20 protein-coding genes and 1 tRNA gene are annotated in these 21,156 nt (G+C 61.7%); 13 read left to right on the top strand and 8 right to left on the bottom strand.

What is annotated here, in order from left to right:
- Positions 1-23: 23 nt before the first annotated feature.
- The 5 genes from IB279_RS08755 (at position 24) to IB279_RS08735 (ending at position 3,385) form a co-directional block, all read left to right on the top strand.
- On the top strand, positions 24-1,478 hold the full coding sequence (locus IB279_RS08755; protein WP_034791099.1) for a TrkH family potassium uptake protein: 1,455 nt from the start codon (positions 24-26) through the stop codon (positions 1,476-1,478).
- Positions 1,479-1,559: 81 nt separating this feature from the next.
- The gene (locus IB279_RS08750) at positions 1,560-2,150 is read left to right on the top strand and encodes a hypothetical protein (RefSeq protein WP_034791097.1); all 591 of its coding nucleotides are present in this window, start codon (positions 1,560-1,562) and stop codon (positions 2,148-2,150) included.
- 4 nt (positions 2,151-2,154) lie between these two features.
- Positions 2,155-2,865: an HAD family hydrolase gene (locus IB279_RS08745; protein WP_210187439.1), complete on the top strand. Its 711-nt coding sequence runs from the start codon at positions 2,155-2,157 to the stop codon at positions 2,863-2,865.
- 104 nt (positions 2,866-2,969) lie between these two features.
- Positions 2,970-3,230 (top strand): hypothetical protein, encoded by a 261-nt coding sequence (locus IB279_RS08740; RefSeq protein ID WP_113188668.1) that lies wholly within the window; start codon positions 2,970-2,972, stop codon positions 3,228-3,230.
- Between the two features lie 70 nt (positions 3,231-3,300).
- A tRNA-Leu gene (locus IB279_RS08735) sits at positions 3,301-3,385 on the top strand.
- 84 nt (positions 3,386-3,469) lie between these two features.
- Here the strand turns inward: IB279_RS08735 and IB279_RS08730 are convergent.
- The 3 genes from IB279_RS08730 to wrbA form a co-directional block, all read right to left on the bottom strand.
- Positions 3,470-3,688, bottom strand: a complete 219-nt coding sequence (locus IB279_RS08730; RefSeq protein ID WP_034791089.1) for a hypothetical protein — start codon at positions 3,686-3,688, stop codon at positions 3,470-3,472.
- A gap of 80 nt (positions 3,689-3,768) precedes the next feature.
- Positions 3,769-4,011: a DUF2188 domain-containing protein gene (locus IB279_RS08725; protein WP_034791085.1), complete on the bottom strand. Its 243-nt coding sequence runs from the start codon at positions 4,009-4,011 to the stop codon at positions 3,769-3,771.
- Between the two features lie 229 nt (positions 4,012-4,240).
- The gene (gene wrbA / locus IB279_RS08720) at positions 4,241-4,840 is read right to left on the bottom strand and encodes an NAD(P)H:quinone oxidoreductase (protein ID WP_034791083.1); all 600 of its coding nucleotides are present in this window, start codon (positions 4,838-4,840) and stop codon (positions 4,241-4,243) included.
- Between the two features lie 164 nt (positions 4,841-5,004).
- Here wrbA and IB279_RS08715 point away from each other — a divergent pair, with 164 nt between their 5' ends.
- Positions 5,005-5,760: a competence/damage-inducible protein A gene (locus IB279_RS08715; protein ID WP_112975409.1), complete on the top strand. Its 756-nt coding sequence runs from the start codon at positions 5,005-5,007 to the stop codon at positions 5,758-5,760.
- A gap of 129 nt (positions 5,761-5,889) precedes the next feature.
- Entirely contained in the window at positions 5,890-6,387 is a 498-nt protein-coding gene (gpt, locus tag IB279_RS08710) for a xanthine phosphoribosyltransferase (RefSeq protein WP_034791068.1), read from the top strand.
- Between the two features lie 71 nt (positions 6,388-6,458).
- On the opposite strand, the gene IB279_RS08705 is transcribed toward gpt, so the two are convergent.
- On the bottom strand, positions 6,459-7,934 hold the full coding sequence (locus tag IB279_RS08705; RefSeq protein WP_113188667.1) for an NAD(P)H-hydrate epimerase: 1,476 nt from the start codon (positions 7,932-7,934) through the stop codon (positions 6,459-6,461).
- A 343-nt stretch (positions 7,935-8,277) separates the two neighbouring features.
- Between IB279_RS08705 and IB279_RS08700 the strand changes: the two genes are divergently transcribed.
- From IB279_RS08700 to hspQ, 3 genes are all read left to right on the top strand, one after another.
- Positions 8,278-8,616 carry a P-II family nitrogen regulator gene (locus IB279_RS08700; RefSeq protein WP_003528058.1) on the top strand — a complete coding sequence of 113 codons (339 nt, stop codon included), beginning with the start codon at positions 8,278-8,280 and terminating at the stop codon, positions 8,614-8,616.
- Between the two features lie 65 nt (positions 8,617-8,681).
- Positions 8,682-10,091, top strand: a complete 1,410-nt coding sequence (glnA, locus tag IB279_RS08695) for a type I glutamate--ammonia ligase (protein ID WP_034791062.1) — start codon at positions 8,682-8,684, stop codon at positions 10,089-10,091.
- Positions 10,092-10,374: 283 nt separating this feature from the next.
- Positions 10,375-10,704: a heat shock protein HspQ gene (gene hspQ / locus IB279_RS08690; RefSeq protein ID WP_034791060.1), complete on the top strand. Its 330-nt coding sequence runs from the start codon at positions 10,375-10,377 to the stop codon at positions 10,702-10,704.
- Between the two features lie 78 nt (positions 10,705-10,782).
- Here hspQ and IB279_RS08685 read toward each other — a convergent pair whose 3' ends face one another.
- Positions 10,783-11,412 (bottom strand): invasion associated locus B family protein, encoded by a 630-nt coding sequence (locus tag IB279_RS08685; RefSeq protein ID WP_034791027.1) that lies wholly within the window; start codon positions 11,410-11,412, stop codon positions 10,783-10,785.
- 272 nt (positions 11,413-11,684) lie between these two features.
- Between IB279_RS08685 and IB279_RS08680 the strand changes: the two genes are divergently transcribed.
- Positions 11,685-13,499, top strand: coding sequence for an extracellular solute-binding protein (locus IB279_RS08680; RefSeq protein WP_113188739.1), 1,815 nt, complete (start codon positions 11,685-11,687; stop codon positions 13,497-13,499).
- An 88-nt stretch (positions 13,500-13,587) separates the two neighbouring features.
- Positions 13,588-14,250, top strand: coding sequence for a DsbA family oxidoreductase (locus tag IB279_RS08675; protein ID WP_113188738.1), 663 nt, complete (start codon positions 13,588-13,590; stop codon positions 14,248-14,250).
- Between the two features lie 77 nt (positions 14,251-14,327).
- On the opposite strand, the gene mfd is transcribed toward IB279_RS08675, so the two are convergent.
- Together mfd and IB279_RS08665 are read right to left on the bottom strand one after the other, a co-directional pair.
- A complete protein-coding gene (gene mfd, locus IB279_RS08670; RefSeq protein ID WP_113188737.1) occupies positions 14,328-17,831 on the bottom strand; it encodes a transcription-repair coupling factor in 3,504 nt (1,167 codons plus the stop codon).
- A gap of 7 nt (positions 17,832-17,838) precedes the next feature.
- The gene (locus tag IB279_RS08665) at positions 17,839-18,144 is read right to left on the bottom strand and encodes a succinate dehydrogenase assembly factor 2 (protein WP_034791024.1); all 306 of its coding nucleotides are present in this window, start codon (positions 18,142-18,144) and stop codon (positions 17,839-17,841) included.
- 155 nt (positions 18,145-18,299) lie between these two features.
- Between IB279_RS08665 and recG the strand changes: the two genes are divergently transcribed.
- Positions 18,300-20,405 (top strand): ATP-dependent DNA helicase RecG, encoded by a 2,106-nt coding sequence (gene recG / locus IB279_RS08660; RefSeq protein ID WP_113188666.1) that lies wholly within the window; start codon positions 18,300-18,302, stop codon positions 20,403-20,405.
- A gap of 40 nt (positions 20,406-20,445) precedes the next feature.
- On the opposite strand, the gene IB279_RS08655 is transcribed toward recG, so the two are convergent.
- On the bottom strand, positions 20,446-21,147 hold the full coding sequence (locus IB279_RS08655) for a DUF502 domain-containing protein (RefSeq protein WP_034791018.1): 702 nt from the start codon (positions 21,145-21,147) through the stop codon (positions 20,446-20,448).
- Between the last annotated feature and the right edge of the window lie 9 nt (positions 21,148-21,156).

Raw genomic sequence — 21,156 nt, 5'->3', positions numbered from 1 at the left:
CTGTTCTTCCGGGAAATAAACGCTTGAACGCAACCCTGATCCGGCATGCCGTGCACATTTCGGCGATCCTCGGCATATATCTTGCCTGCGCCATGTTGGTGCCGGCGATGGTCGATCTCTATTACGGCCATTCGGATTGGCAGATCTTTGCCGCTTCGGCGTTCATGGTCGGCGGCCTTTCGCTTGCGACCTTCATGGCGACGCGCATGGGCCCGCCGCCCTTCTCCAAGAAGTTCGGCTTTGTTCTCGTCAATATGCTGTGGGCCGTGTTCTCGGTTGTCGGCGCGATCCCGCTCTGGCTGTCATCGATGAAGCTCGATTTTGCCCAGGCACTGTTCGAATCCGTCTCGGCCATCACGACGACCGGTGCGACAGTGATCGTCGGTCTGGACGATGCGCCGCCCGGGCTCCTCCTCTGGCGGTCACTTTTGTGCTGGCTCGGCGGCATCGGCATCGTCGTGCTCGGCCTGTTCATCATCCCCTATCTCAGGGTCGGCGGCATGTCGTTCTTCAAGATGGAATCCTCCGACACCGGCGACAAACCATTTGCCCGGCTCGCGAGCTTCAGCCGCGCTTTCCTCGCGATCTATGTCGTCATCACGCTTCTCTGCACGATCGGCTATTTCCTGACGGGCATGAACCGCTTCGATGCGATCAACCACGCGATGTCGACGGTGGCGACGGGTGGCTTTTCCACCCATGACGCATCCTTCGCCTATTTCGGCAGCATTCCGCTGCTCTGGACCGCCACCTTCTTCATGGCGCTTTGCAGCCTACCCTTCTCGATCCTGATCGTGCTCGTCGCCCGTGGCAGGCTGGATGCGCTGCGCGACCCGCAGATCATCGTGTTCCTCGGCTATCTCTCGGCCTTCTCGATTGCCGTTGCCGTCTATCATCGGCTCGCCAATGGCGTGGAATTCCATCTGGCTCTGGCACACTCCTTCTTCAACATCACCTCTATCCTCTCGACCAGCGGCTATGCCAGCCAGGACTACAGCCTCTGGGGGCCCTTCGTCGTCATCGCAGCCTTCATCGCCACCTTCATGGGCGGTTGCTCCGGCTCGACCGCCGGTGGCATCAAGGCCTATCGCTTCATCGTGCTCTTCAATGCGATCCGGTCGGGTTTGAACAAGATCGTCTACCCCAATGCGATCTATGCGGTGCGCTATGGCGGCAACACCGTCGACGCGGACACGCAACGCTCCATCTTCCTGTTCTTCATCACCTATATGCTGCTCTGGGTGCTCGGCAGTCTCGCCATGGGCGCGCTCGGCTACGATCTGGTCACCGCAACCTCGGCCGTCATTACCTGCCTTTCCAATGTCGGCCCGGGCCTTGGTCCGATCATCGGGCCGGCCGGCAACTTCTCGACGCTCGGCGATCCCGAACTCTATCTGCTGTCGCTGATGATGCTGCTCGGTCGTCTCGAAGTGCTGACCGTGCTGGTAATCCTGACGCCGGTCTTCTGGAAGCATTGACCATTCGCCTGGCGGCCCTATCGTCTTGACTCGGTGCAGCAGATGCCGAAAGTCGGTCGAAACCGGCGATGGGGGAACGTCATGGTGAAACATATACGTCGTCTGGCGATGCTGACCGCCGCCGTGACGCTTTCGGCTGGTCTCGCGGCCCATGCCGGCCCGCTTGCCGACGCGGCGGTGCAGGCCGAAAAGCTCGCGGCTTCCGGCGACGCGGCGAAAGCCCATGACCTGCTCCGCCAGGCGATGAGCGACTTTTCGCAAACGTTGCCGCTGGCGATCGGCAAGGCGGTTTTCGTGACCAAGGCGCCGACTGGCTACGCCATGTACGATCCGCGCGAGGGCGCAGTCTTCAAGGAGGGAGAGTCGCTGATCTCCTATATCGAGCCGATCGGCCTCACCTGGAAGGATTCGGCAACGAAAGGCCAACTCGAAAGCCACTTCACCGTTGATTTCGATATTCTCAATCCGAAGGGCGACGTGCTCGCCGGCCAGAAGGCGTTCGGCGATTTCACCTTCACCGGCCACCTCAGAAACCAGGAAATCTATTCGACGCTGACCATCGACGTTTCCGGCGCGCCTGCCGGCGACTATGTGCTGCGCTTCCACTTCAATGACGTCAACAGCGGCAAAAGTGCCAGCGTCGACCAACCCTTCAAGATTGCCGGACCGTAATATTATGCCCCATACTGTAACGACCGTCGGCTTCGATGCCGACGATACACTCTGGCAGAACGAGCAGTTCTTCCGGCTGACGGAAGCGCGCTTCGCCGAGCTTCTGAGGCCGCACACCGACACCGAACATCTCTCCGACCGGCTGCTTGCCGCAGAGAAGCGCAACCTTGGGCTCTACGGCTTCGGCATTAAGGGCTTCGTGCTCTCCATGGTCGAAACCGCCGTTGACGTTACCGGTGGCAAAGTCCCCTCCTCGGTCATCGCAGAAATCCTCGCCGTTGGGCGCGACATGCTCGTGCACCCGGTCGAGCCGCTGCCGCATGTCAAGGAAACCCTCGAGGCGCTTCACGGCCATTTTCGCCTTGTCATGATCACCAAGGGCGATCTCTTCGACCAGGAGCGCAAGCTCGCCGCCTCCGGCCTTGGCGACTACTTCAACGCCGTCGAGATCGTCAGCGACAAGACCGTCGCCACCTACGAGCGCATCTTCAAACGCCACGGCGACGGAGCGCTGAAAAGCATGATGGTCGGCAATTCGCTGAAGTCGGATATCGTGCCTGCACTCGGTGCCGGAAGCTGGGGTGTCTATGTCCCGCACGCGCTCACCTGGTCGTTCGAACACCACGATAAGCCGGAGGACCATCCGCGTTTTCGCGAGATTGCGGATCTCGGCGGGTTGGCCACGGTCCTTGAGCGCTTGACACTGAAGGCTTGACTGTCGTCCGCAAGCGCCAAGTCGATTGGAACTATAAGATGATTCGTATCGATGATACACGCATCAGCTTATCGTCCCCATGGTGGCTTAGATGAGGGGAACCAATGTTGGCGCTTGTTTTCGGTGCAGCGATATCGATGGTGGTGGTGGGCATGCTCATTGGATGGCTGCTGAGGAAGGTTTCGGCTTTGAGCGTCTTTTCCTCGCGCCTCGCGGGTTTGGCGGTTCTGTTGTTTCCCGCACCCGCCATCTACTCGTTCAATTCGGGCTGGCCGTTTGTCGACGCGTTTATCGTCTACGGCCTTGGGGCGCTGATTGCCGCGGCCGTCTTCACTTTCATGAAGACGAGAGAACAGCGCGCCTAAGCGCGTTGTCCACCCCGAAACCCCCGATCACCCTTGACTGTTTGACCTGAGTGTTTGATCTAGGCTGTATGCGGGCGTGGCGAAACTGGTAGACGCAAGGGACTTAAAATCCCTCGGCCTTGGCTGTGCGGGTTCGATCCCCGCCGCCCGCACCAGGCAATCGGTTTTCAAGGATCAACAGGATAGGCGCATCCGACGCTCTCAGGAGAGCGATACGTTGCGCCGGCGAGACTGGCCGCTCAGTTGTTGTAGTAATAACAATCGCATTCCGCCTGGTAGGCGTCGTCGTGCCAGACGCGGACGGCGAGTTTCGTTGCGCATCCCTGGTTTTCCAGCCTGAGGCCGAGAAGCGAGACCGCTGCCGCCTTGGAATTGGGGGCGTCCACCTCGATTGCCGATCCGACCTGGTGGACACCCTGCCGCGGGGTCCAGGTGAAGATCTGAACGCTGTAGTGCATCGAATATCCTCCGTGGAGAGATGGTGTGCACGCAATACTAAACGCTATGTGTTCGCAATGAGCCGGTCGCCTTGACCGTTTCAGCCGTCTTCGACGGTCGCTTCAGGCCGATCGCCGCCATCCGTGTGTTCGAAGTGCCAGTGGCCCTCTTCGTCTTGGAAGCTGATCTCCTCGTCGTCGCCGCCGACTTGCTGTTCGGCGGCGGCGGCCTTGGCGGCGGCAAGCGCCGTTTCGCGGTTGGGAAAGGGTTCCGAAAAGGCGTCGGCGGCCTTATAGGCCCATCCGCCGTCATGAGGAACGATGGTGTACGTAATTCGCGCCATACTTCCCTCCCGATAATCCGAAAGACGTTTCCGTCTTCGGCGGGCCGTTGCCGCACGGCCCTGCATTCCTCCTCGTCAAAGGCATACTCAATGCCGAACGCCGCGGATATTAGCACAAGTGTGGTACGAATTGCCACATTCGCGAATCACCCGGAAAGGCTAGCCGCAAAACAAAAAGGCGGCCCCTTGCGGCGCCGCCTAAGCTCTTGAAACGATTGCGTCGAAATGATCAGGCCGAAAGCTTCGCAGCGATCTTGGCGACGTGCGCGCCCTGGAAGCGGGCCGCCTGGAGTTCGACCTCGGACGGCTGGCGCGAGCCGTCGGCATCGGTGATCGTCGAGGCGCCATAGGGCGAGCCGCCCTTGATTTCGTCAAGGCCCATCTGGCCCTGGAAGGCGTAGGGAAGACCAGCGACGACCATGCCGTGATGCATCAGCGTCGGAATGAAGCCGAGGATGGTGGATTCCTGACCGCCATGCTGGGTGGCCGAGGACGTGAAGACCGAGCCGACCTTGCCGACCAGCTTGCCAGACGCCCACAGGCTGCCCGTCTGATCGATGAAGTTGCGCATCTGCGAAGCAACGGTGCCGAAGCGCGTGCCGGCGCCGAAGATGATCGCGTCGTATTGGGCAAGCTCCTCGACATGGGCGATCGGCGCGGCCTGGTCGAGCTTGAAATGAGAGGCCTTGGCGATCTCGTCCGGCACCAGTTCCGGAACGCGCTTGACGTCGACTTCGGCGCCGGCAGACTTGGCGCCTTCGGCCACGGCGTAAGCCATGGTTTCGACGTGTCCGTATGCCGAATAGTAGAGAACGAGAACCTTGGCCATAATTGCTCCTTTGGATACAAGCGATCCCACTTGATCACTGCTGCGCGGAAGATTTATCAAAATGCAGCCGCATGCCAGGAGCCGTCCGGGAAACAGACTGTTCTCGCAATGTGAACAATAATAATTCACTGTTAAATGACTGACTAAACAAACAGGATCACCCGATGAGCAGCATAAAAGTCGTCACTGCCGCCATGGTCGCCATCGGCGACGAACTTCTGTCGGGGCGAACCAAGGACAAGAACATCGGTCACCTCGCCGACATGATGACCATGGTCGGCATCGACCTGAAGGAAGTGCGCATCGTCGCCGACGACGAGGCGGCGATCGTCGAGGCGATCAATGCGGTGCGCAGCCGCTACGATTACGTCTTCACATCCGGCGGCATCGGCCCGACGCATGACGACATCACGGCCGATGCCGTGTCTCGCGCCTTCGGCGTCGAATGCATCTACGAGCCCGAAGCGATGGCGCTGCTCGGAGCCATGTACGAACGCCGCAACATGGAGTTTACCGACGCGCGCAAGCGCATGGCGCGCATGCCATTCGGTGCACGCCATATCCCCAACCCGGTATCGACAGCGCCTGGCTTCGCCATCGGCAACGTGCATGTCATGGCCGGCGTGCCGCAGGTCTTCCAGGCCATGCTCGACGCGCTGCTGCCCGGCCTGAACGTCGGCTCGCCCCTCCTCTCCCGCACCGTACGCTCGCCCTTCGGCGAGGGCGATATCGGCAGCCCGCTGACCGAAGTGCAGAAGAACCATCCGGAGACGAGCATCGGCTCCTACCCGAAATTTGACGGCAAGACCTTCTCGACGGATATCGTCGTGCGGGCCCGCGATCCGGAAGCGCTTGCTGCAGCGGAGGCTGATGTCCAGGCGATGATCCAGGCAATCGCCGATGCGCGGGCAAAGGGATAGCGCGAAGCCCTTGCACTCAAGGCCTCAATGCCGTTATTGCATGTCGGCAAATCAGGATGACGCGTTCCCGCCTGCCCGATCTGCCGGACGCTTCGCCTTACCCTCGTTCAGACAAGCCGGAGCCCACCCATGTCGCTGCCCGATAAAGCCTTTCCCGTTTCCTGGGACCAGTTCCACCGCGATGCCCGGGCGCTTGCCTGGCGGCTAGCCGACAACGGCCAGGAATGGCGTGCCATGGTTTGCATCACCCGTGGCGGCCTGGTTCCGGCCGCGATCATTTCGCGCGAACTCAATATCCGGATGATCGAAACCGTCTGCGTCGCCTCCTACCATGACTACGACACGCAGGGGCAGATGAAAGTGCTGAAGGGCATCACGCCTGAAATCACCAAGGACGGCGGTGAAGGCGTGCTGATCGTCGACGACCTGACGGACACCGGCAAGACCGCGGCCGAAGTACGGGCAATGCTGCCGAAGGCGCATTTCGCTGCCGTCTACGCAAAGCCGAAGGGCCGGCCGCTCGTCGATACCTTCGTGACCGAAGTCAGCCAGGACACCTGGATCTATTTCCCCTGGGACTTGGGCTTCACCTACCAGGAGCCGATCGCCAAGGGCACGCGCGGCTAACTGCGCATACGTTCCGGATGCGGCGTACGTCGCCTTTTCAAGCGGTGACTTGTCGGGGCGCGCGTTTTCGATCAGCTGATCGGCGGTATCGCGCCGATTAGCGCTTCAGCGGTCAAGCCTGGCCCTGCCTTGGCGCCCGCTGCGCCATGGCGCCAGACCGCGGCGGCCGCCGCCTCGAAGGCCGGCATTCCTTTCGCCAGATGCGCGCCGACGATGCCGGCAAGTACGTCCCCCGATCCGGCGGTTGCCAGCCACGGCGGCGCATTGTTGTTGACGACGGCCCGTCCGTCCGGCGCGGCAACGACGGTGTCGGCGCCCTTGTAGACGATCACGGCATGGCTCGCCCGCGCCGCGGCCTGCGCCTTCTCGATTTTCGAAAGCCCATGGTCTCCGGCGATCTCCGGAAAGAGGCGAGCGAACTCGCCGTCATGCGGCGTCATCACCATTTGCCCGCCGCCTTTCGCCAGCGCCGCGAACAGTTCGCCGGGGTTTGTCTGGAACGAGGTGATGCCATCGGCGTCGAGCACCAGAGAGCGATCGCAGAGCGCAAGCGCAAAGTCCCTCGCCGTCTTGCCGATGCCAAAACCGGGCCCAAGCACGAAGCTTCCCAGGCGCTGGTCCTGTAGCCATTTGGTAAGCTCCCGCCTTCCGTCTATCTCCTTCACCATCACCGCCGTCAGATGAGACGCATTGATGCCGAGCGCGGCCTTGCCGGTGGCGACGGTAACCAGGCCAGCGCCAGCCGCAAGGCCCGCTGCCGCCGAAAGTCGCGCCGCGCCCGTTGCCTGGCGGTCGCCTGAGAAAACGGCCAGATGCCCGCGCTTGAACTTGTGCGTCGAGGCCGCCAGGTCACCTCCCCAGCCCGCCCAGAGGAACGGCGCGTTGAGGCGCAGCGAACCTGCGCCGGCACGCACAATGCGCGCGGGAATGCCGATATCGAACACCTTGAGTGTGCCGCAGAGGGATCGCCCGGGCAGAAGCCAATGACCGGGCTTGGGCGCCATGAACGTGACAGTGTGGCGAGCGGCAAAGGCGGCGCCCCGGATCTCGCCCGTCCGGCCGTCGATGCCGCTCGGCAGATCGATGGCAACGACCGGAACGCCGCTGGCATTGACCCGTTCTATAAGGTGAACGACGTCGTCAGGGAGGTCGCGTGACAAGCCCGCCCCAAAGAGCGCATCGATGACGACATCGCCAGCCTGTGGTTCGAATGCAGAGATTGGCGCAGCAGGACCACTCCAGTCGGACCAGGCCCGCGCTGCATCGCCTTGAAGCCTGGCGGGATCGCCGAGGACGAACACCGCGGCATCCGCCCCGCTTTCGGCAAGGCCGCGGGCTGCGATGTACCCGTCACCGCCATTGTTGCCTGGACCGCAGAGCACGACGAAGCGGCGGGCATCCGGAAAATGTCGCAGGGCCGCCGCCGTCACCGCCAGTCCGGCGTTGCGCATCAGCGTAAAACTATCGATGCCGGATTGGGTTGCCGCCCGGTCGATTGCCGTCATTTCGGCGGGCGTGATCAACAGGTGCTGAAGGTCGGAGCGCATGGGCCAGACTTATCCATGCCCACGCGCGTGAAGCAAGGCCTCAGCTCCCCCTTCACGATTGCCTTAAAATCATGCATTTGCACATAATTGTTGCTCAAATAACAAGCTTTGCGCCAGCAATGACGCGGAGGCGCCGCAAAAAGCGGGCATCTCTAGATCGGAAATCATAAAAAATAGGCAGATCGCGCCCGCCGAAGGTATGGAAATCCCGCAATCGGCGCGCCGACAGCAGATTTTTTGTCGTTCTGACAGATTTTCGCAGAAAAACTGGCATGCAACGTGCATATTCAGGGCGAGCGGGCATGATCCTGCTTTCAAGGGAGAAGCGGAGAGACATTTTCTCATGAAAAAGATCGAAGCGATCATTAAGCCCTTCAAGCTCGACGAAGTGAAGGAAGCCCTTCAGGAAGTCGGTCTGCAGGGTATCACCGTCACGGAAGCCAAGGGCTTCGGGCGGCAGAAGGGTCACACGGAGCTGTATCGCGGCGCCGAATACGTGGTGGACTTCCTGCCGAAGGTAAAGGTCGAAGTCGTGCTGGCGGATGAAAACGCGGAGGCCGTCATCGAGGCGATCCGCAACGCCGCGCAAACCGGCCGCATTGGTGACGGAAAGATTTTCGTTTCCAATGTGGAAGAAGTCATCCGAATTCGCACGGGCGAAACCGGCCTCGACGCCATCTGACATCACGGGCCGTTCGGCCCGGTTCTTTTCAAATCCTCGTCATCTCACACAGGGAATAACGGCAAATGACGACTGCAAGCGATATTCTGAAGCAAATCAAGGACAACGACGTCAAGTTCGTCGACCTGCGCTTTACCGATCCCAAGGGCAAGCTGCAGCACGTAACGATGGATGTGGTCTGCGTCGACGAAGACATGTTCGCCGATGGCGTCATGTTCGACGGTTCCTCGATTGGCGGCTGGAAGGCCATCAACGAGTCCGACATGGTGCTGATGCCCGATCCGGAAACAGCGCATATGGACCCGTTCTTCGCGCAGTCGACGATGGTCATCATCTGCGACATTCTCGATCCGGTTTCGGGCGAATCCTACAACCGCGACCCGCGCGGCACGGCCAAGAAGGCTGAAGCCTACCTCAAGGCATCCGGCATCGGCGACACCGTCTTCGTTGGCCCGGAAGCAGAATTCTTCGTCTTCGACGACGTCAAGTACAAGGCCGACCCGTACAACACCGGCTTCAAGCTCGACTCCTCGGAACTGCCGTCGAACGACGACACCGATTATGAAACCGGCAACCTCGGCCACCGCCCGCGCGTCAAGGGCGGCTACTTCCCGGTTCCGCCGATCGACAGCTGCCAGGACATGCGCTCTGAAATGCTGACGGTTCTGTCCGAAATGGGCGTCACCGTCGAAAAGCATCACCACGAAGTGGCGGCCGCCCAGCACGAGCTCGGCGTCAAGTTCGACGCGCTGGTGCGCAACGCCGACAAGATGCAGATCTACAAGTACGTCGTGCACCAGGTCGCCAATGCCTATGGCAAGACGGCAACCTTCATGCCGAAGCCGATCTTCGGCGACAACGGCTCGGGCATGCACGTACACCTGTCGATCTGGAAGGACGGCAAGCCGACCTTCGCCGGCGATGAATATGCCGGCCTGTCGGAATCCTGCCTCTACTTCATCGGCGGCATCATCAAGCATGCCAAGTCGCTGAACGCCTTCACCAACCCGTCGACGAACTCCTACAAGCGTCTCGTCCCGGGCTATGAAGCACCGGTTCTGCTCGCCTATTCGGCACGCAACCGTTCGGCTTCGTGCCGCATCCCGTTCGGCACCAACCCGAAGGCCAAGCGCGTAGAAGTCCGCTTCCCGGACCCGACCGCCAACCCCTACCTCGCCTTCGCAGCCATGCTGATGGCCGGCCTCGACGGCATCAAGAACAAGCTGCACCCCGGTAAGGCCATGGACAAGGACCTTTATGACCTGCCGCCGAAGGAACTGAAGAAGATCCCGACCGTTTGCGGCTCGCTGCGCGAAGCGCTGGAAAGCCTCGACAAGGACCGCAAGTACCTGACGGCCGGCGGCGTCTTCGACGACGACCAGATCGATTCCTTCATCGAACTTAAGATGCAGGAAGTCATGCGCTTCGAAATGACCCCGCATCCGGTCGAGTACGACATGTACTACTCGGTCTAAAACCATTGGAACCGGCGGCATCGGCAACCGGTTCAAGCCGTGCTCAAGGGCCGGCGGCTCCTCAAACGGAGCCGCCGGCCTTTTCTTTGGTGCGCACGATTGCGAGCGCACTGAACAAGGAGCGGCACGAAACCGTCGAATTGTGTGATATTATGTTGCCAACAACTTTTGCGCGTCCGCGGGACACGCGCGGCGAGATCGATCAATGGAGGGTGTAGGGAATTCCCTATTGATGTTTTGGGTTCGCCAACCCAGATAATCTCCTGAAAGGATGTGTTGCGTCATGAAACAGAGAAACGCCAAATTCGAGATCGGACAGGTGGTTCGCCATCGGGTTTTCCCGTTCCGCGGCGTCATTTTCGACGTCGACCCGGAATACGCCAACACCGAGGAGTGGTGGAACGCCATTCCGCAGGAGATCCGCCCGAGCAAGGATCAGCCCTTCTATCACCTGTTCGCCGAGAACGACGACAGCGAGTATGTCGCCTACGTCTCCGAGCAGAACCTGGAATTCGACGACAGCGACCGGCCGATGCGCCACGCGCAAGTCGATGCCCTGTTCGACAAAGATGGCGTCGGCCACTACAGGCCCAAGGCGACGTTCCGGCACTAAGGCACTGCGCTCTCGAACAAATGAAAACGCCCGGACCGCGAGGTCCGGGCGTTTCTTTATGAGTTTGCGGAGGACCGCTTAGTTCTGCTTGGCAGCCTTCTGGGCTTCTTCAAGCTTCTTGCGCGCGTCCTCGGCCTTCTTCTGCATTTCTTCCTGCAGCAGGCGCTGACGCTCTTCGAGCTGCGACTGCTCGATCGGCTCGCCGTCGAACACACCGGTGAAGCCCGTCAGGGCCATCTTGATCGGGTTCGGAGCGCGCTGGAAGTTGACCGAGGTGAAGACGACCTCATTGCCCTTCTTCAGGCTGGCGATCAGCTGGTCGGAAAGCGGCGCTTCTGCAACGCACTTGTCGGGCATGCAGATGGCGTAGTCGAGCTTGACCGGCTTGCCGCCGTCGATCTGCATCTGAACGCCGGTCGGAATGAGGCGCGCGGACGGTACGGAAACCTGCATGATCTTGCGGTTGACCTTGCCGGAGACGGTGATGAGGCCGACAGCGGTCACGAGCTGGCCGTTGTTGGCGGTCAGCAGGTTCTGAACGATGCAGACATCGTTGTCTTCCTGCTTGGTGCAAACCTTGAACCAGCCCTGCGGCGGCTTGCCGCCAGCCTGCTGTGCAGACGCAACGCTCGGAACGCCCGCAGCAGCTACAGTGAGCGCCAGCGCTGCCATGCCCGAACGTTTTGCAATATTCGACTTGAAGATCATTGTGATTCCGTCTCCTGAAATCCGGTAACGGAACAGTTGTTCCGCAGGTGAGTATCGTCAGCCGCCGTTGTCCTGTTGGCCAAATAAGGCAAATGCATGACCCCGTTTCCGGAAACACCTGTTACATTGGCTCGCTTCGATTATCCAGTGTTTCCTGTCATTTTTTGACTTCATACTAGGCGGAATTTGGACCGCGGATCGGTTGGATTCATCCGTCGGCATTGGTAACGTTCGGGGAATCGGCCTGTTGATACCCCTCACGGGAGGTGACCTTGCGTGCAATTCTTTCCGGTCTGGCGCTGATCCTGACCGCCACTTCATTCGGCACTGCTGCGGCAGCCGCTCCCGTGCATGCGATTGCCATGCACGGAGAGCCGGCGCTGCCTGCCGATTTCAAGAACTTTCCCTACGTCAATCCGGACGTAAAAAAGGGTGGAAAGATCTCCTATGGCGTCGTCGGCAGCTTCGACAGCCTCAATCCCTTCATCCTGAAGAGCATGCGCACCACCGCGCGCGGCATGTGGGATCCGGAATACGGCAACCTCGTCTACGAATCGCTGATGCAGCGTTCGCGCGACGAGGCCTTCACCATGTATGGCCTGCTCGCCGAAACAGTGGAGTGGGATGACGACCGGACCTTCATCCAGTTCAATCTCAACCCGACGGCCCGCTGGGCCGACGGGCAACCTGTTACCGCCGAGGACGTGATCTTCAGCTTCGAGCTGCTGCGTGACAAGGGGCGTGTCCCCTTCAGCAACCGCATGGCCAAGGTGGCGAAGCTCGAAAAGGTCGGGGAGCGCAGCGTGCGCTTTACCTTCACCGAGGATGCCGACCGCGAGCTGCCGCTCCTGCTCGGCCTGTCGCCGGTGCTGCCGAAACATGCCATCGACCTTGCGACCTTCGACCAGACCACGCTGAAGCCGCCGCTCGGCTCCGGCCCCTACCGCGTCGCAGAGGTGAAACCGGGCGAGCGCATCGTCTACAAGCGAAACCCGGACTATTGGGCCAAGGACCTGCCCTCGAAGGTCGGCCAGGACAATTACGACGAGATCTCCGTGGAGTATTTCCTCCAGGAGAACTCGCTGTTCGAAGCCTTCAAGAAGGGCGAGATCGACATCTATCCGGAAGGCAGCGCCACCAAGTGGGCGCGCGGCTACGATTTCCCGGCGGTTCGTTCCGGCGAGGTCGTCAAGGAAACCTTCACGCCGAAGACGCCGTCCGGCATGCTCGGCATCGTCTTCAATACCCGCAGGCCAATGTTCGACAACTTGAAGCTCCGCCAGGGCCTGGCGCTGGTCTTCGACTTCGAGTGGGTCAACAAGAACCTCTTCGACAGCGCCTATACGCGCACGCAGAGCTACTGGCAGAACTCGGCGCTGAGCTTTCTCGGCGCACCGGCCGACGACCGCGAACTCGGCCTGATCGGCGACGCCCGCGATCGAATCAACCCGGCGATCCTCGACGGCACCTATCGCCTGCCGGTGACCGACGCGTCCGGGCGCGATCGCAACGTGCTGCGTGTTGCTGTCTCGCTGATGCGCGAGGCCGGCTATCAGATCAAGGACGGCAAGATGGTCGACCCGCAGGGCAAACCGCTCGCGTTCGAGATCATGAGCCAGAATGCCGGCCAGGAAAAAATCGCCCTCGCCTACCAGCGATTTCTCGCACCTCTCGGCATCCAGGCGTCCGTGCGCACCGTCGACGATTCGCAGTACCAGCAGCGCAGCCAGTCCTTCGACTACGACGTGATCATCAAATCCTTCCCCTCGACGCTGTCACCCGGCATCGAGCAGGCCGGGCGCTGGACCTCACAGGCGCGCGACCGGCAGGGCAGCGACAACTTCGCCGGCGTCGCCGACAAGGACGTTGACCGGATGGTCAATAACATCCTGCAGGCCCGCACGAGCGAAGACTTCACGGCGGCGGTGCGTGCGCATGACCGGTTGCTCGTCAACAATTCCTATCTGGTGCCGCTCTATCACCTCGACGCACAGTGGGTGGCGCGACGCAAGCATATCGGCCGGCCCGATACCATGCCGCTCTACGGCTACCAGCTTCCGACCTGGTGGGATCAAAACGCACAATAGAGGGTTGGTTCCCTTTTGGTAACGCATTGAAAGCCGGATGAAACCGGCTTATCTCGCCTTCAACCGAACAAGGAAAGGCGCCCACACCATGCAAACCGTCAGCATCGATATTGTTTCGGACGTTGTTTGTCCCTGGTGTTATCTCGGCAAGGCGCGGCTCGACCAGGCGATTGCCAATCTTCCGGACGTGCTGGTCACGGTCAACTGGCGCCCCTACCAGCTCAATCCCGACCTGCCGCCCGAGGGGATCGATCACAAGCGGCATCTTGCCGAGAAGCTCGGCGGCCAGGCGGCCGTCGATCGCGCCCACGACACGCTGCGCGAACTCGGCAATGCCGACGGCATCGCCTTCGACTTCGATGCGGTGAAGATCAGCCCGAACACGCTTGACGCTCATCGGCTTGTCCGCTGGGCCGCGACCAACGGCGAGCAGGCGCAGTCGGCCGTCGTCGGCTTGCTGTTCAAGGCCAATTTCGAAGAAGGCCGCAATGTCGGTGATCACGCGGTCCTGCTCGATATCGCCGAGCAAGCAGGGCTCGATCGCCCCGTCGTTGCGGCTCTGCTTGGCTCCGATGCCGACAAGGATGCGGTCAAGGAAGAGGTTGGCATGGCCCGCGAGATGGGCGTGACCGGCGTTCCCTGCTTCATCCTCGAAGGACAATATGCCGTGATGGGCGCGCAATCGGTCGATGTATTGACGAATGCGCTGCGCGAAATCGCCGGGATGAAGGCGAGCGGCAAGCCGAACTGATCTCGGCACGACCTGAAACAGACTTGCTCGACAGACCTTGACCGTACTGCCGCACCACGCGGCAGTACGGTTTTTTCTTATTTCGCCAGCCCGGCGAGCTGCGTCATCACCATTGCTGCACCGGACAGGCGCTTTTCCGGCGTCGCCAGTTCGCGCTGGAAGAAGATGCTCTGGTCGGGCCGGATCTTCGAAAGCGTGCCCTGCTTGGCGATGTAACCCACCAGTGCCGCAGGGTTCGGGAATTCCTTGTTGCGGAACTGCACGACGACGCCCTTCGGCCCCGCATCGAGCTTCTCGACATTCGCCGTGCGGCAGAGCGACTTGATGTAGACGATCTTCAAGAGATGCTGGACCTCGATCGGCAGCGGACCGAAGCGGTCGATCATCTCGGCGCCGAAGCCGTCGATCTCCTCCAAGTCCGTCAGTTCGCCGAGACGACGATAAAGGCCGAGCCTCAGATGCAGATCCGGAACATAGTGTTCCGGGATCATGACGGGCGTTCCGACCGAAATCTGCGGCGACCAGCCGGTGTCGTGGATTTCTTCCTCACCCTTGAGTTCGGCGACCGCTTCCTCGAGCATCTGCTGGTAAAGCTCGAAGCCAACCTCCTTGATATGGCCCGACTGCTCTTCGCCGAGCAGGTTGCCAGCGCCGCGGATATCGAGGTCGTGACTTGCGAGCTGGAAACCGGCACCGAGCGTGTCGAGCGACTGCAGTACCTTCAGCCGGCGCTCGGCCATGCCCGTCAGCGTCTTGTTGACCGGCAGCGTGAACAGCGCAAAGGCGCGCACCTTCGATCGGCCGACGCGGCCGCGGAGCTGGTAGAGCTGCGCAAGACCGAACATGTCGGCACGATGCACGATCAGCGTGTTGGCCGTCGGTACGTCGAGACCGGATTCGACGATCGTCGTTGACAGCAGCACATCGTAACGGCCGTCATAGAAGGCGTTCATGATGTCTTCGAGCTCGGTTGCCGGCATCTGGCCGTGGGCGACGGCTACCTTCAGCTCCGGAACGTCCGACTTCAGGAAATCATGGATCTCCGACAAGTCGCTCAGGCGCGGGCAGACATAGAAGCTCTGGCCGCCGCGATAGTGCTCGCGCATCAGCGTTTCCCGGATCACCAGCGCATCGAAGGGCGAGATGAAGGTGCGCACCGCCATGCGGTCGACCGGCGGCGTCGTGATCAGCGACAGTTCACGCACCCCGGTCAGGGCAAGCTGCAGCGTGCGCGGGATCGGCGTCGCCGAAAGCGTTAACACGTGCACGTCGGACTTCAGCTCCTTCAGCCGCTCCTTGTGCTTGACACCGAAGTGCTGTTCCTCGTCGATGATCAAGAGGCCGAGATTGGCAAAGTTGACCGACGTGCCGAGCAGCGCATGCGTACCGACGACGACATCGGTCTTGCCATCGGCCACTTCCTTCTTCGTCAGCGCCAGTTCCTTGGAACCGACGAGGCGCGACGCCTGCTGGATGCGGATCGGCAGCCCACGGAACCGTTCGGAAAAGGTCTTGAAGTGCTGGCGGGCAAGCAGCGTCGTCGGCACGACGACCGCGACCTGAACGCCGTTCATGGCAGCGATGAAGGCGGCACGAAGCGCCACTTCCGTCTTGCCGAAGCCGACGTCGCCGCAGACGAGGCGGTCCATCGGACGGCCGCTGGCGAGATCTTCCCGCACCGCCTCGATCGAGTTCAGCTGGTCTTCGGTCTCGTCATAGGGGAAGCGGGCGGCAAACTCATCATAGACGCCGTCCTGTGCGGCGAGCACCGGCGCCCGGCGCGTATGGCGTTCGGCGGCGATGCGAATGAGGCCGCCCGCCATATCGAGCAGCCGCTTCTTGAGCTTGGCCTTGCGCGCCTGCCAGGCGACGCCGCCGAGCTTGTCGAGGATCGCATCGGTGCCTTCTGAACCGTAGCGCGACAGAAGCTCGATGTTTTCGACCGGCAGGAAAAGCTTGGCATCGTCGGCATAGACGAGCTCGAGGCAATCATGCGGGGCGCCGACCGCCTCGATGGTGCGCAGGCCGACGAAACGGCCGATGCCGTGTTCAGCGTGCACGACATAGCTGCCCTCGTCGAGACCAGCCACCTCGGCGATGAAGTCGGCGCCGCGCTTGCGCCGCTTCGAGCGGCGGACCATGCGGTCGCCCAGAATATCCTGTTCGCCGATAATGACGAGATCGCCCGTCTCGAAACCGGCTTCGATGCTGAGCACGGCCGAGGCCGCCTCGCCCGGCTTCAGCGACTTGATCTCGGCGAGTGCCTTGATGGGCTTGACGTTGCCGAGACCGTGTTCGGCGAGAACCTGGAGCAGGCGATCGAGCGATCCTTCGCTCCAGCCTGAAATCACCACCTTGGCGCCCTTCGAGCGCCGCTCGGCGATGTACTTGACCGCCTGATCGAAGACGTTGACGCGTTCGTCTTCGGCTTCGCCCTCACCCGCCGACTTCGCCCAACGCATGCCCTGGCGCGCATCGACCGAGATGACCTGGCGGGCTTCGCCCTCGTGCTCGTTGAAGGGCGACAGGCGAATGGCGTCGCGTGAGCTCAGGCCGGCGTTGAAGCCCTGCGAGCTCAGATATAGCAGCTCCGGCGGAACCGGCTTGTAGGGCGTACCCTGGGTGGCCTGCGCCTTGCCCGGAGACGCCGAGGCCAAACGGGCGTCGTAATAGTCGAGAATGAGCTTCGAGCGCTCAGCCGCAGCTTCGCGCGCCAGATGATCGGTGACGATACGGAAGCCGTCGAGATAGTCGAAGACTGTCTCCAGCCCGTCATAGAACAGCGGCAGCCAATGCTCCATGCCGGCATAGCGCCGGCCTTCGGAGACAGCCTGGTAAAGCGCGTCGTCGCGGGTCGTCGCGCCGAACAGCGACAGGTAGTGCTTGCGGAAGTGGCTGATCGTTTCGGGCGTCAGCGACACCTCGCTCATCGGATTGAGATCGAGGGAGCGGACCTGACCGGTGGTGCGCTGGCTTGCCGGATCGAACGAGCGGATTGTTTCGAGCGTATCGCCGAAGAAATCAAGGCGCAGCGGCTCGCCGCTCCCCGGCACGAAGACATCGAGGATGCCGCCGCGCACTGCGTATTCGCCAACCTCACGCACGGTCGCGACACGCTCGAAGCCGTTGCGCTCCAGCCGCATCGCGATGTCGTCCATACGCACCTGATTGCCCGGACGGGCCGAAAACGCCAGGCTCTGGATCACGTCCTGCGGCGAGATCTTCTGGAGGGCGGCGTTGACCGTCACCAGCACGATCGCCGCATGCGGCTTCTTCTTGTGCGCAATCAAGGCGCTCAGCGCCGCCAGCCGCCGTGCCGACGTGTCGGCGCTCGGCGAGACGCGGTCATAGGGAAGGCAGTCCCAGCCGGGAAGAGTGAGCACCGGAATGTCTGGCGCGACGAATGAGAGGACCTGCTCAAGATCGGCGATCCGCTGGCCGTCCGAAAGAATGTAGGCGACCGGCTGGCCGGCGCGGGCGAGCTCAGCAAGGATCAGCGCCTCGGCCCCGGAGGGCACCGGCCCGATCGTGATCTCTCGCTGTGCTTCGACAATCTTCTTCGGATCAAGGCCAGCCAGCATCATCGGTCTATTTCATCCCTTCGGGAAGCTTGTCGAAATCCGGACGATAGGCAGCGATGCGCTGAAACATCTGCGTCTGATAGCAAGCCGGCACCGGCTGTTCGCCGATGATCCACTTGACGAGATCGTTGTCTTCCTCGCCCATGATCGTCTCGAGTTCATCGAGTTGTGCTTCAGAAAGCGTCGAGAGCTCAGCCTCTGCAAATTGCCCGAGGATCAAATCCATCTCGCGAATGCCGCGATGCCAGGCGCGAAACAGGATCCGCCGTCGACGCGGATCGAGATCGGCGCTGGTGCGAGAGATGCCGGTCATGGGAAATTCCTTCCTGCCGCCCGCGATGACGCCTGCACGCTCGGACGAACGCGCGAGGCCTTTGGGGTACGGTTTGTCGTCAACGGCTCTATAAACTCTGAATAGCCGATTGTCAGCCTTGCCAAAGCCCGAATTATCATCGCAATTTCATCGCCATGCGCCCCGCCCTGCTAGATCCGCTCTTCTCCCCGCTCGACACGCTTCCAGGCATCGGCCCGAAGATCGGCGAACTCTATGCCCGTTTGCTCGGTCGCGAGACGATCGAAGACTGCCGCGTGGTCGATCTCGTTTTTCACGCGCCGCATTCGTTGATCGACCGGCGCCAACAGCCTGGCATCGCCCACGCGCCTCAAGGGGTTATCGTCACCATCACCGGTCGGGTCGATCGCCACCAGCCGCCCCCACGCGGAAAGCCCAACCTGCCCTATCGCGTCTTCCTGCATGACGAGACCGGGGAGCTGGCGCTCACCTACTTCCGCGTCAAGGGCAACTGGCTGGAAAAATCGCTGCCGGTCGATGAGACAGTCATCGTCAGCGGCAAGGTCGACTGGTTCAACGGCCGCCCCTCCATGGTTCACCCTGACTATGCGGTCCGGGCAAGCGAGGCGGAAAACCTGCCGCTGGTCGAGCCGGTCTACGGGCTGACAGCAGGACTTTCACCAAGGATATTGCGCAAGTCGATCGAGGCCGCCGTCGCCCGCGTTCCGGACATGCCCGAATGGATGGACGACGCGCTGCTGACGCGACAAGGTTTCAGCACCGCAGCCGAAAGTTTCCGCGCGCTGCATGATCCCCGCGACGCGACCGACCTTGATCCGCAGGCACCTGCCCGCCGCCGCCTCGCCTATGACGAGTTTCTCGCCGGGCAATTGTCTCTGGCTCTCGTTCGCCAGCGCCTGCGCAAGGTCGCGGGAGTACCGGTTCACGCGACCGGTGTGCTTTCCCGTCCGGTCATCGACGCCCTTCCCTTTTCCTTGACAGCCAGTCAGTCGACGGCGATCGCCGACATCCTGAAGGACATGGCCGGCACCGAGCGCATGCTCCGGCTGCTGCAAGGCGATGTCGGCTCCGGCAAGACGATGGTGGCGCTGATGGCGATGCTCGCCGCCGTCGAATCCGGCGGTCAGGCGGTGCTGATGGCGCCGACCGAAATTCTCGCCCGCCAGCACCATGCGACGCTTGCAAGGATGGCCGCATCCGCCGGCATCGCCATCGACGTTTTGACCGGCCGCACCAAGGGCAAGGAGCGCGACGCCATTCTCGAGCGCATCGCGTCCGGAGAAACGCGCATGGTGATCGGCACGCATGCGCTTTTCCAGGACACGGTGAGCTACAAGGAGCTGACACTGGCGGTGGTGGACGAACAGCATCGCTTCGGCGTTCACCAGCGCCTGCGCCTGACCGCCAAGGGCATCTCGCCGCATATGCTGGTCATGACGGCAACGCCGATCCCGCGCACGCTGGTGCTTGCCGCCTTCGGCGACATGGACGTTTCGAAGCTCACGGAAAAGCCCGCCGGACGCAAGCCGATCCAGACGGTGACGATCCCGACGGAGCGCGTTGGCGACATCGTCGATCGGCTCGACGCCGCCCTTCGCGAAGGCAAGAAGGCCTACTGGATCTGCCCGCTCGTGGAAGAGTCCGAAGCCGTCGACGTCATGTCGGCCGAAGAACGATACGAAGGCCTCGCCAAGCGCTTCGGCAACAATGTCGGCCTGGTACACGGCCGTATGAACGGGGCGGAGAAGGACGCCGTCATGCTCGCCTTCAAGAACGGCGAGATCCGCCTGCTGGTTGCGACAACAGTCGTGGAAGTCGGCGTCGACGTGCCCGACGCAACGATCATGGTGATTGAGCATGCGGAACGCTTCGGCCTTGCCCAGCTTCACCAGTTGCGCGGCCGCGTCGGCCGTGGCGACGAGGCATCGACGTGCATCCTGCTCTACAAGGGGCCGCTCGGCGAAACCGGCCGCGCGCGGCTCTCGATTCTGCGCGACAGCGAGGACGGCTTCCTTATCGCCGAGGAAGACCTGAAGCTGCGCGGCGAAGGCGAGTTGCTCGGCACGCGCCAGTCAGGCACGCCCGGTTTTCGCATCGCCAGCCTGGAGGCCCACGGCGATCTGCTCGAAATCGCGCGGAAGGACGCCGCCTACGTGATCGAGCGCGATCCGGACCTCACTTCGGAGCGCGGCGAAGCGCTCCGCACGCTGCTCTATCTCTACCGCCGCGATGAGGCGATCCGCTTCCTGCGCGCCGGCTGACCGACCACCCTGCCAAGGCGACGATCACGGCGGCCCGGCATCAAGATACGGGAATCTCAGTCTTCTGCTGACCGATTTTCAAAGGTGCATTGGCGAGCGGCTTCTGGTCGGGCGTCACGAGCCCCCCCGAGATCAGGAGCTTCGCCGCGTCCTCCGCGCTCATGTCAAGCGGGATGATCTTGTCGCGCGGGATGAACAGCAGGAACCCCGCCGTCGGGATCGGGGTCGGCGGCAGGAAGACCGCGACCATGTCCATGCCGCGTTCCTTGAATTTCGAGGCGATCTCGCCTTTCACATCCGTTGCGATGAACACCAGCGACCAGATGCCCGGGCTCGGATACTCGATCAGCCCGGCCTTCTTGAAGGAGGAGGACTGTTCCTGCAGCACCGTCTGGAATATCTGCTTGGTGGACTTGTAGATCGTGCGGACGAGAGGCGTCCGATTGAGGAGCGACTCGGCGAAATTCACGATCGACCGACCGACGAGGTTTGCGGTCATGAAACCGACGAAGGTGATCACGAAAATAGCGACGAGCAGACCGAAGCCGGGAATGGCGACGGGCGAATAGGTGTCCGGATTATAGAAGTTCGGCAGGTAGGGCTTCACCCAACCGTCGGCCCAGTCGATGAAGGTGCGCACGAGCCAGACGGTGATCGCGACCGGTGCGCAGATGATCAAACCCGTCAGGAAGTAGTTGCGCAGCCGGGTGCCGATATAGCCGCGTTTCGAATGTTCCGTCATGCTTCTTCC

This window comes from Ensifer sp. ENS06 (assembly GCF_014852205.1).
Lineage (GTDB): Bacteria > Pseudomonadota > Alphaproteobacteria > Rhizobiales > Rhizobiaceae > Ensifer > Ensifer adhaerens.
This window is presented reverse-complemented; position numbering and strand designations above follow the sequence as displayed.

Coding starts and splice junctions, on each gene's coding strand:
- IB279_RS08750 (WP_034791097.1), top strand. CDS start 1,560: ATGGTGAAACATATACGTCGTCTGGCGATGCTGACCGCCGCCGTGACG.
- IB279_RS08745 (WP_210187439.1), top strand. CDS start 2,155: ATGCCCCATACTGTAACGACCGTCGGCTTCGATGCCGACGATACACTC.
- IB279_RS08740 (WP_113188668.1), top strand. CDS start 2,970: ATGTTGGCGCTTGTTTTCGGTGCAGCGATATCGATGGTGGTGGTGGGC.
- IB279_RS08730 (WP_034791089.1), bottom strand. CDS start 3,688: ATGCACTACAGCGTTCAGATCTTCACCTGGACCCCGCGGCAGGGTGTC.
- IB279_RS08725 (WP_034791085.1), bottom strand. CDS start 4,011: ATGGCGCGAATTACGTACACCATCGTTCCTCATGACGGCGGATGGGCC.
- wrbA (WP_034791083.1), bottom strand. CDS start 4,840: ATGGCCAAGGTTCTCGTTCTCTACTATTCGGCATACGGACACGTCGAA.
- IB279_RS08715 (WP_112975409.1), top strand. CDS start 5,005: ATGAGCAGCATAAAAGTCGTCACTGCCGCCATGGTCGCCATCGGCGAC.
- gpt (WP_034791068.1), top strand. CDS start 5,890: ATGTCGCTGCCCGATAAAGCCTTTCCCGTTTCCTGGGACCAGTTCCAC.
- IB279_RS08705 (WP_113188667.1), bottom strand. CDS start 7,934: ATGCGCTCCGACCTTCAGCACCTGTTGATCACGCCCGCCGAAATGACG.
- IB279_RS08700 (WP_003528058.1), top strand. CDS start 8,278: ATGAAAAAGATCGAAGCGATCATTAAGCCCTTCAAGCTCGACGAAGTG.
- glnA (WP_034791062.1), top strand. CDS start 8,682: ATGACGACTGCAAGCGATATTCTGAAGCAAATCAAGGACAACGACGTC.
- hspQ (WP_034791060.1), top strand. CDS start 10,375: ATGAAACAGAGAAACGCCAAATTCGAGATCGGACAGGTGGTTCGCCAT.
- IB279_RS08685 (WP_034791027.1), bottom strand. CDS start 11,412: ATGATCTTCAAGTCGAATATTGCAAAACGTTCGGGCATGGCAGCGCTG.
- IB279_RS08675 (WP_113188738.1), top strand. CDS start 13,588: ATGCAAACCGTCAGCATCGATATTGTTTCGGACGTTGTTTGTCCCTGG.
- mfd (WP_113188737.1), bottom strand. CDS start 17,831: ATGCTGGCTGGCCTTGATCCGAAGAAGATTGTCGAAGCACAGCGAGAG.
- IB279_RS08665 (WP_034791024.1), bottom strand. CDS start 18,144: ATGACCGGCATCTCTCGCACCAGCGCCGATCTCGATCCGCGTCGACGG.
- recG (WP_113188666.1), top strand. CDS start 18,300: ATGCGCCCCGCCCTGCTAGATCCGCTCTTCTCCCCGCTCGACACGCTT.
- IB279_RS08655 (WP_034791018.1), bottom strand. CDS start 21,147: ATGACGGAACATTCGAAACGCGGCTATATCGGCACCCGGCTGCGCAAC.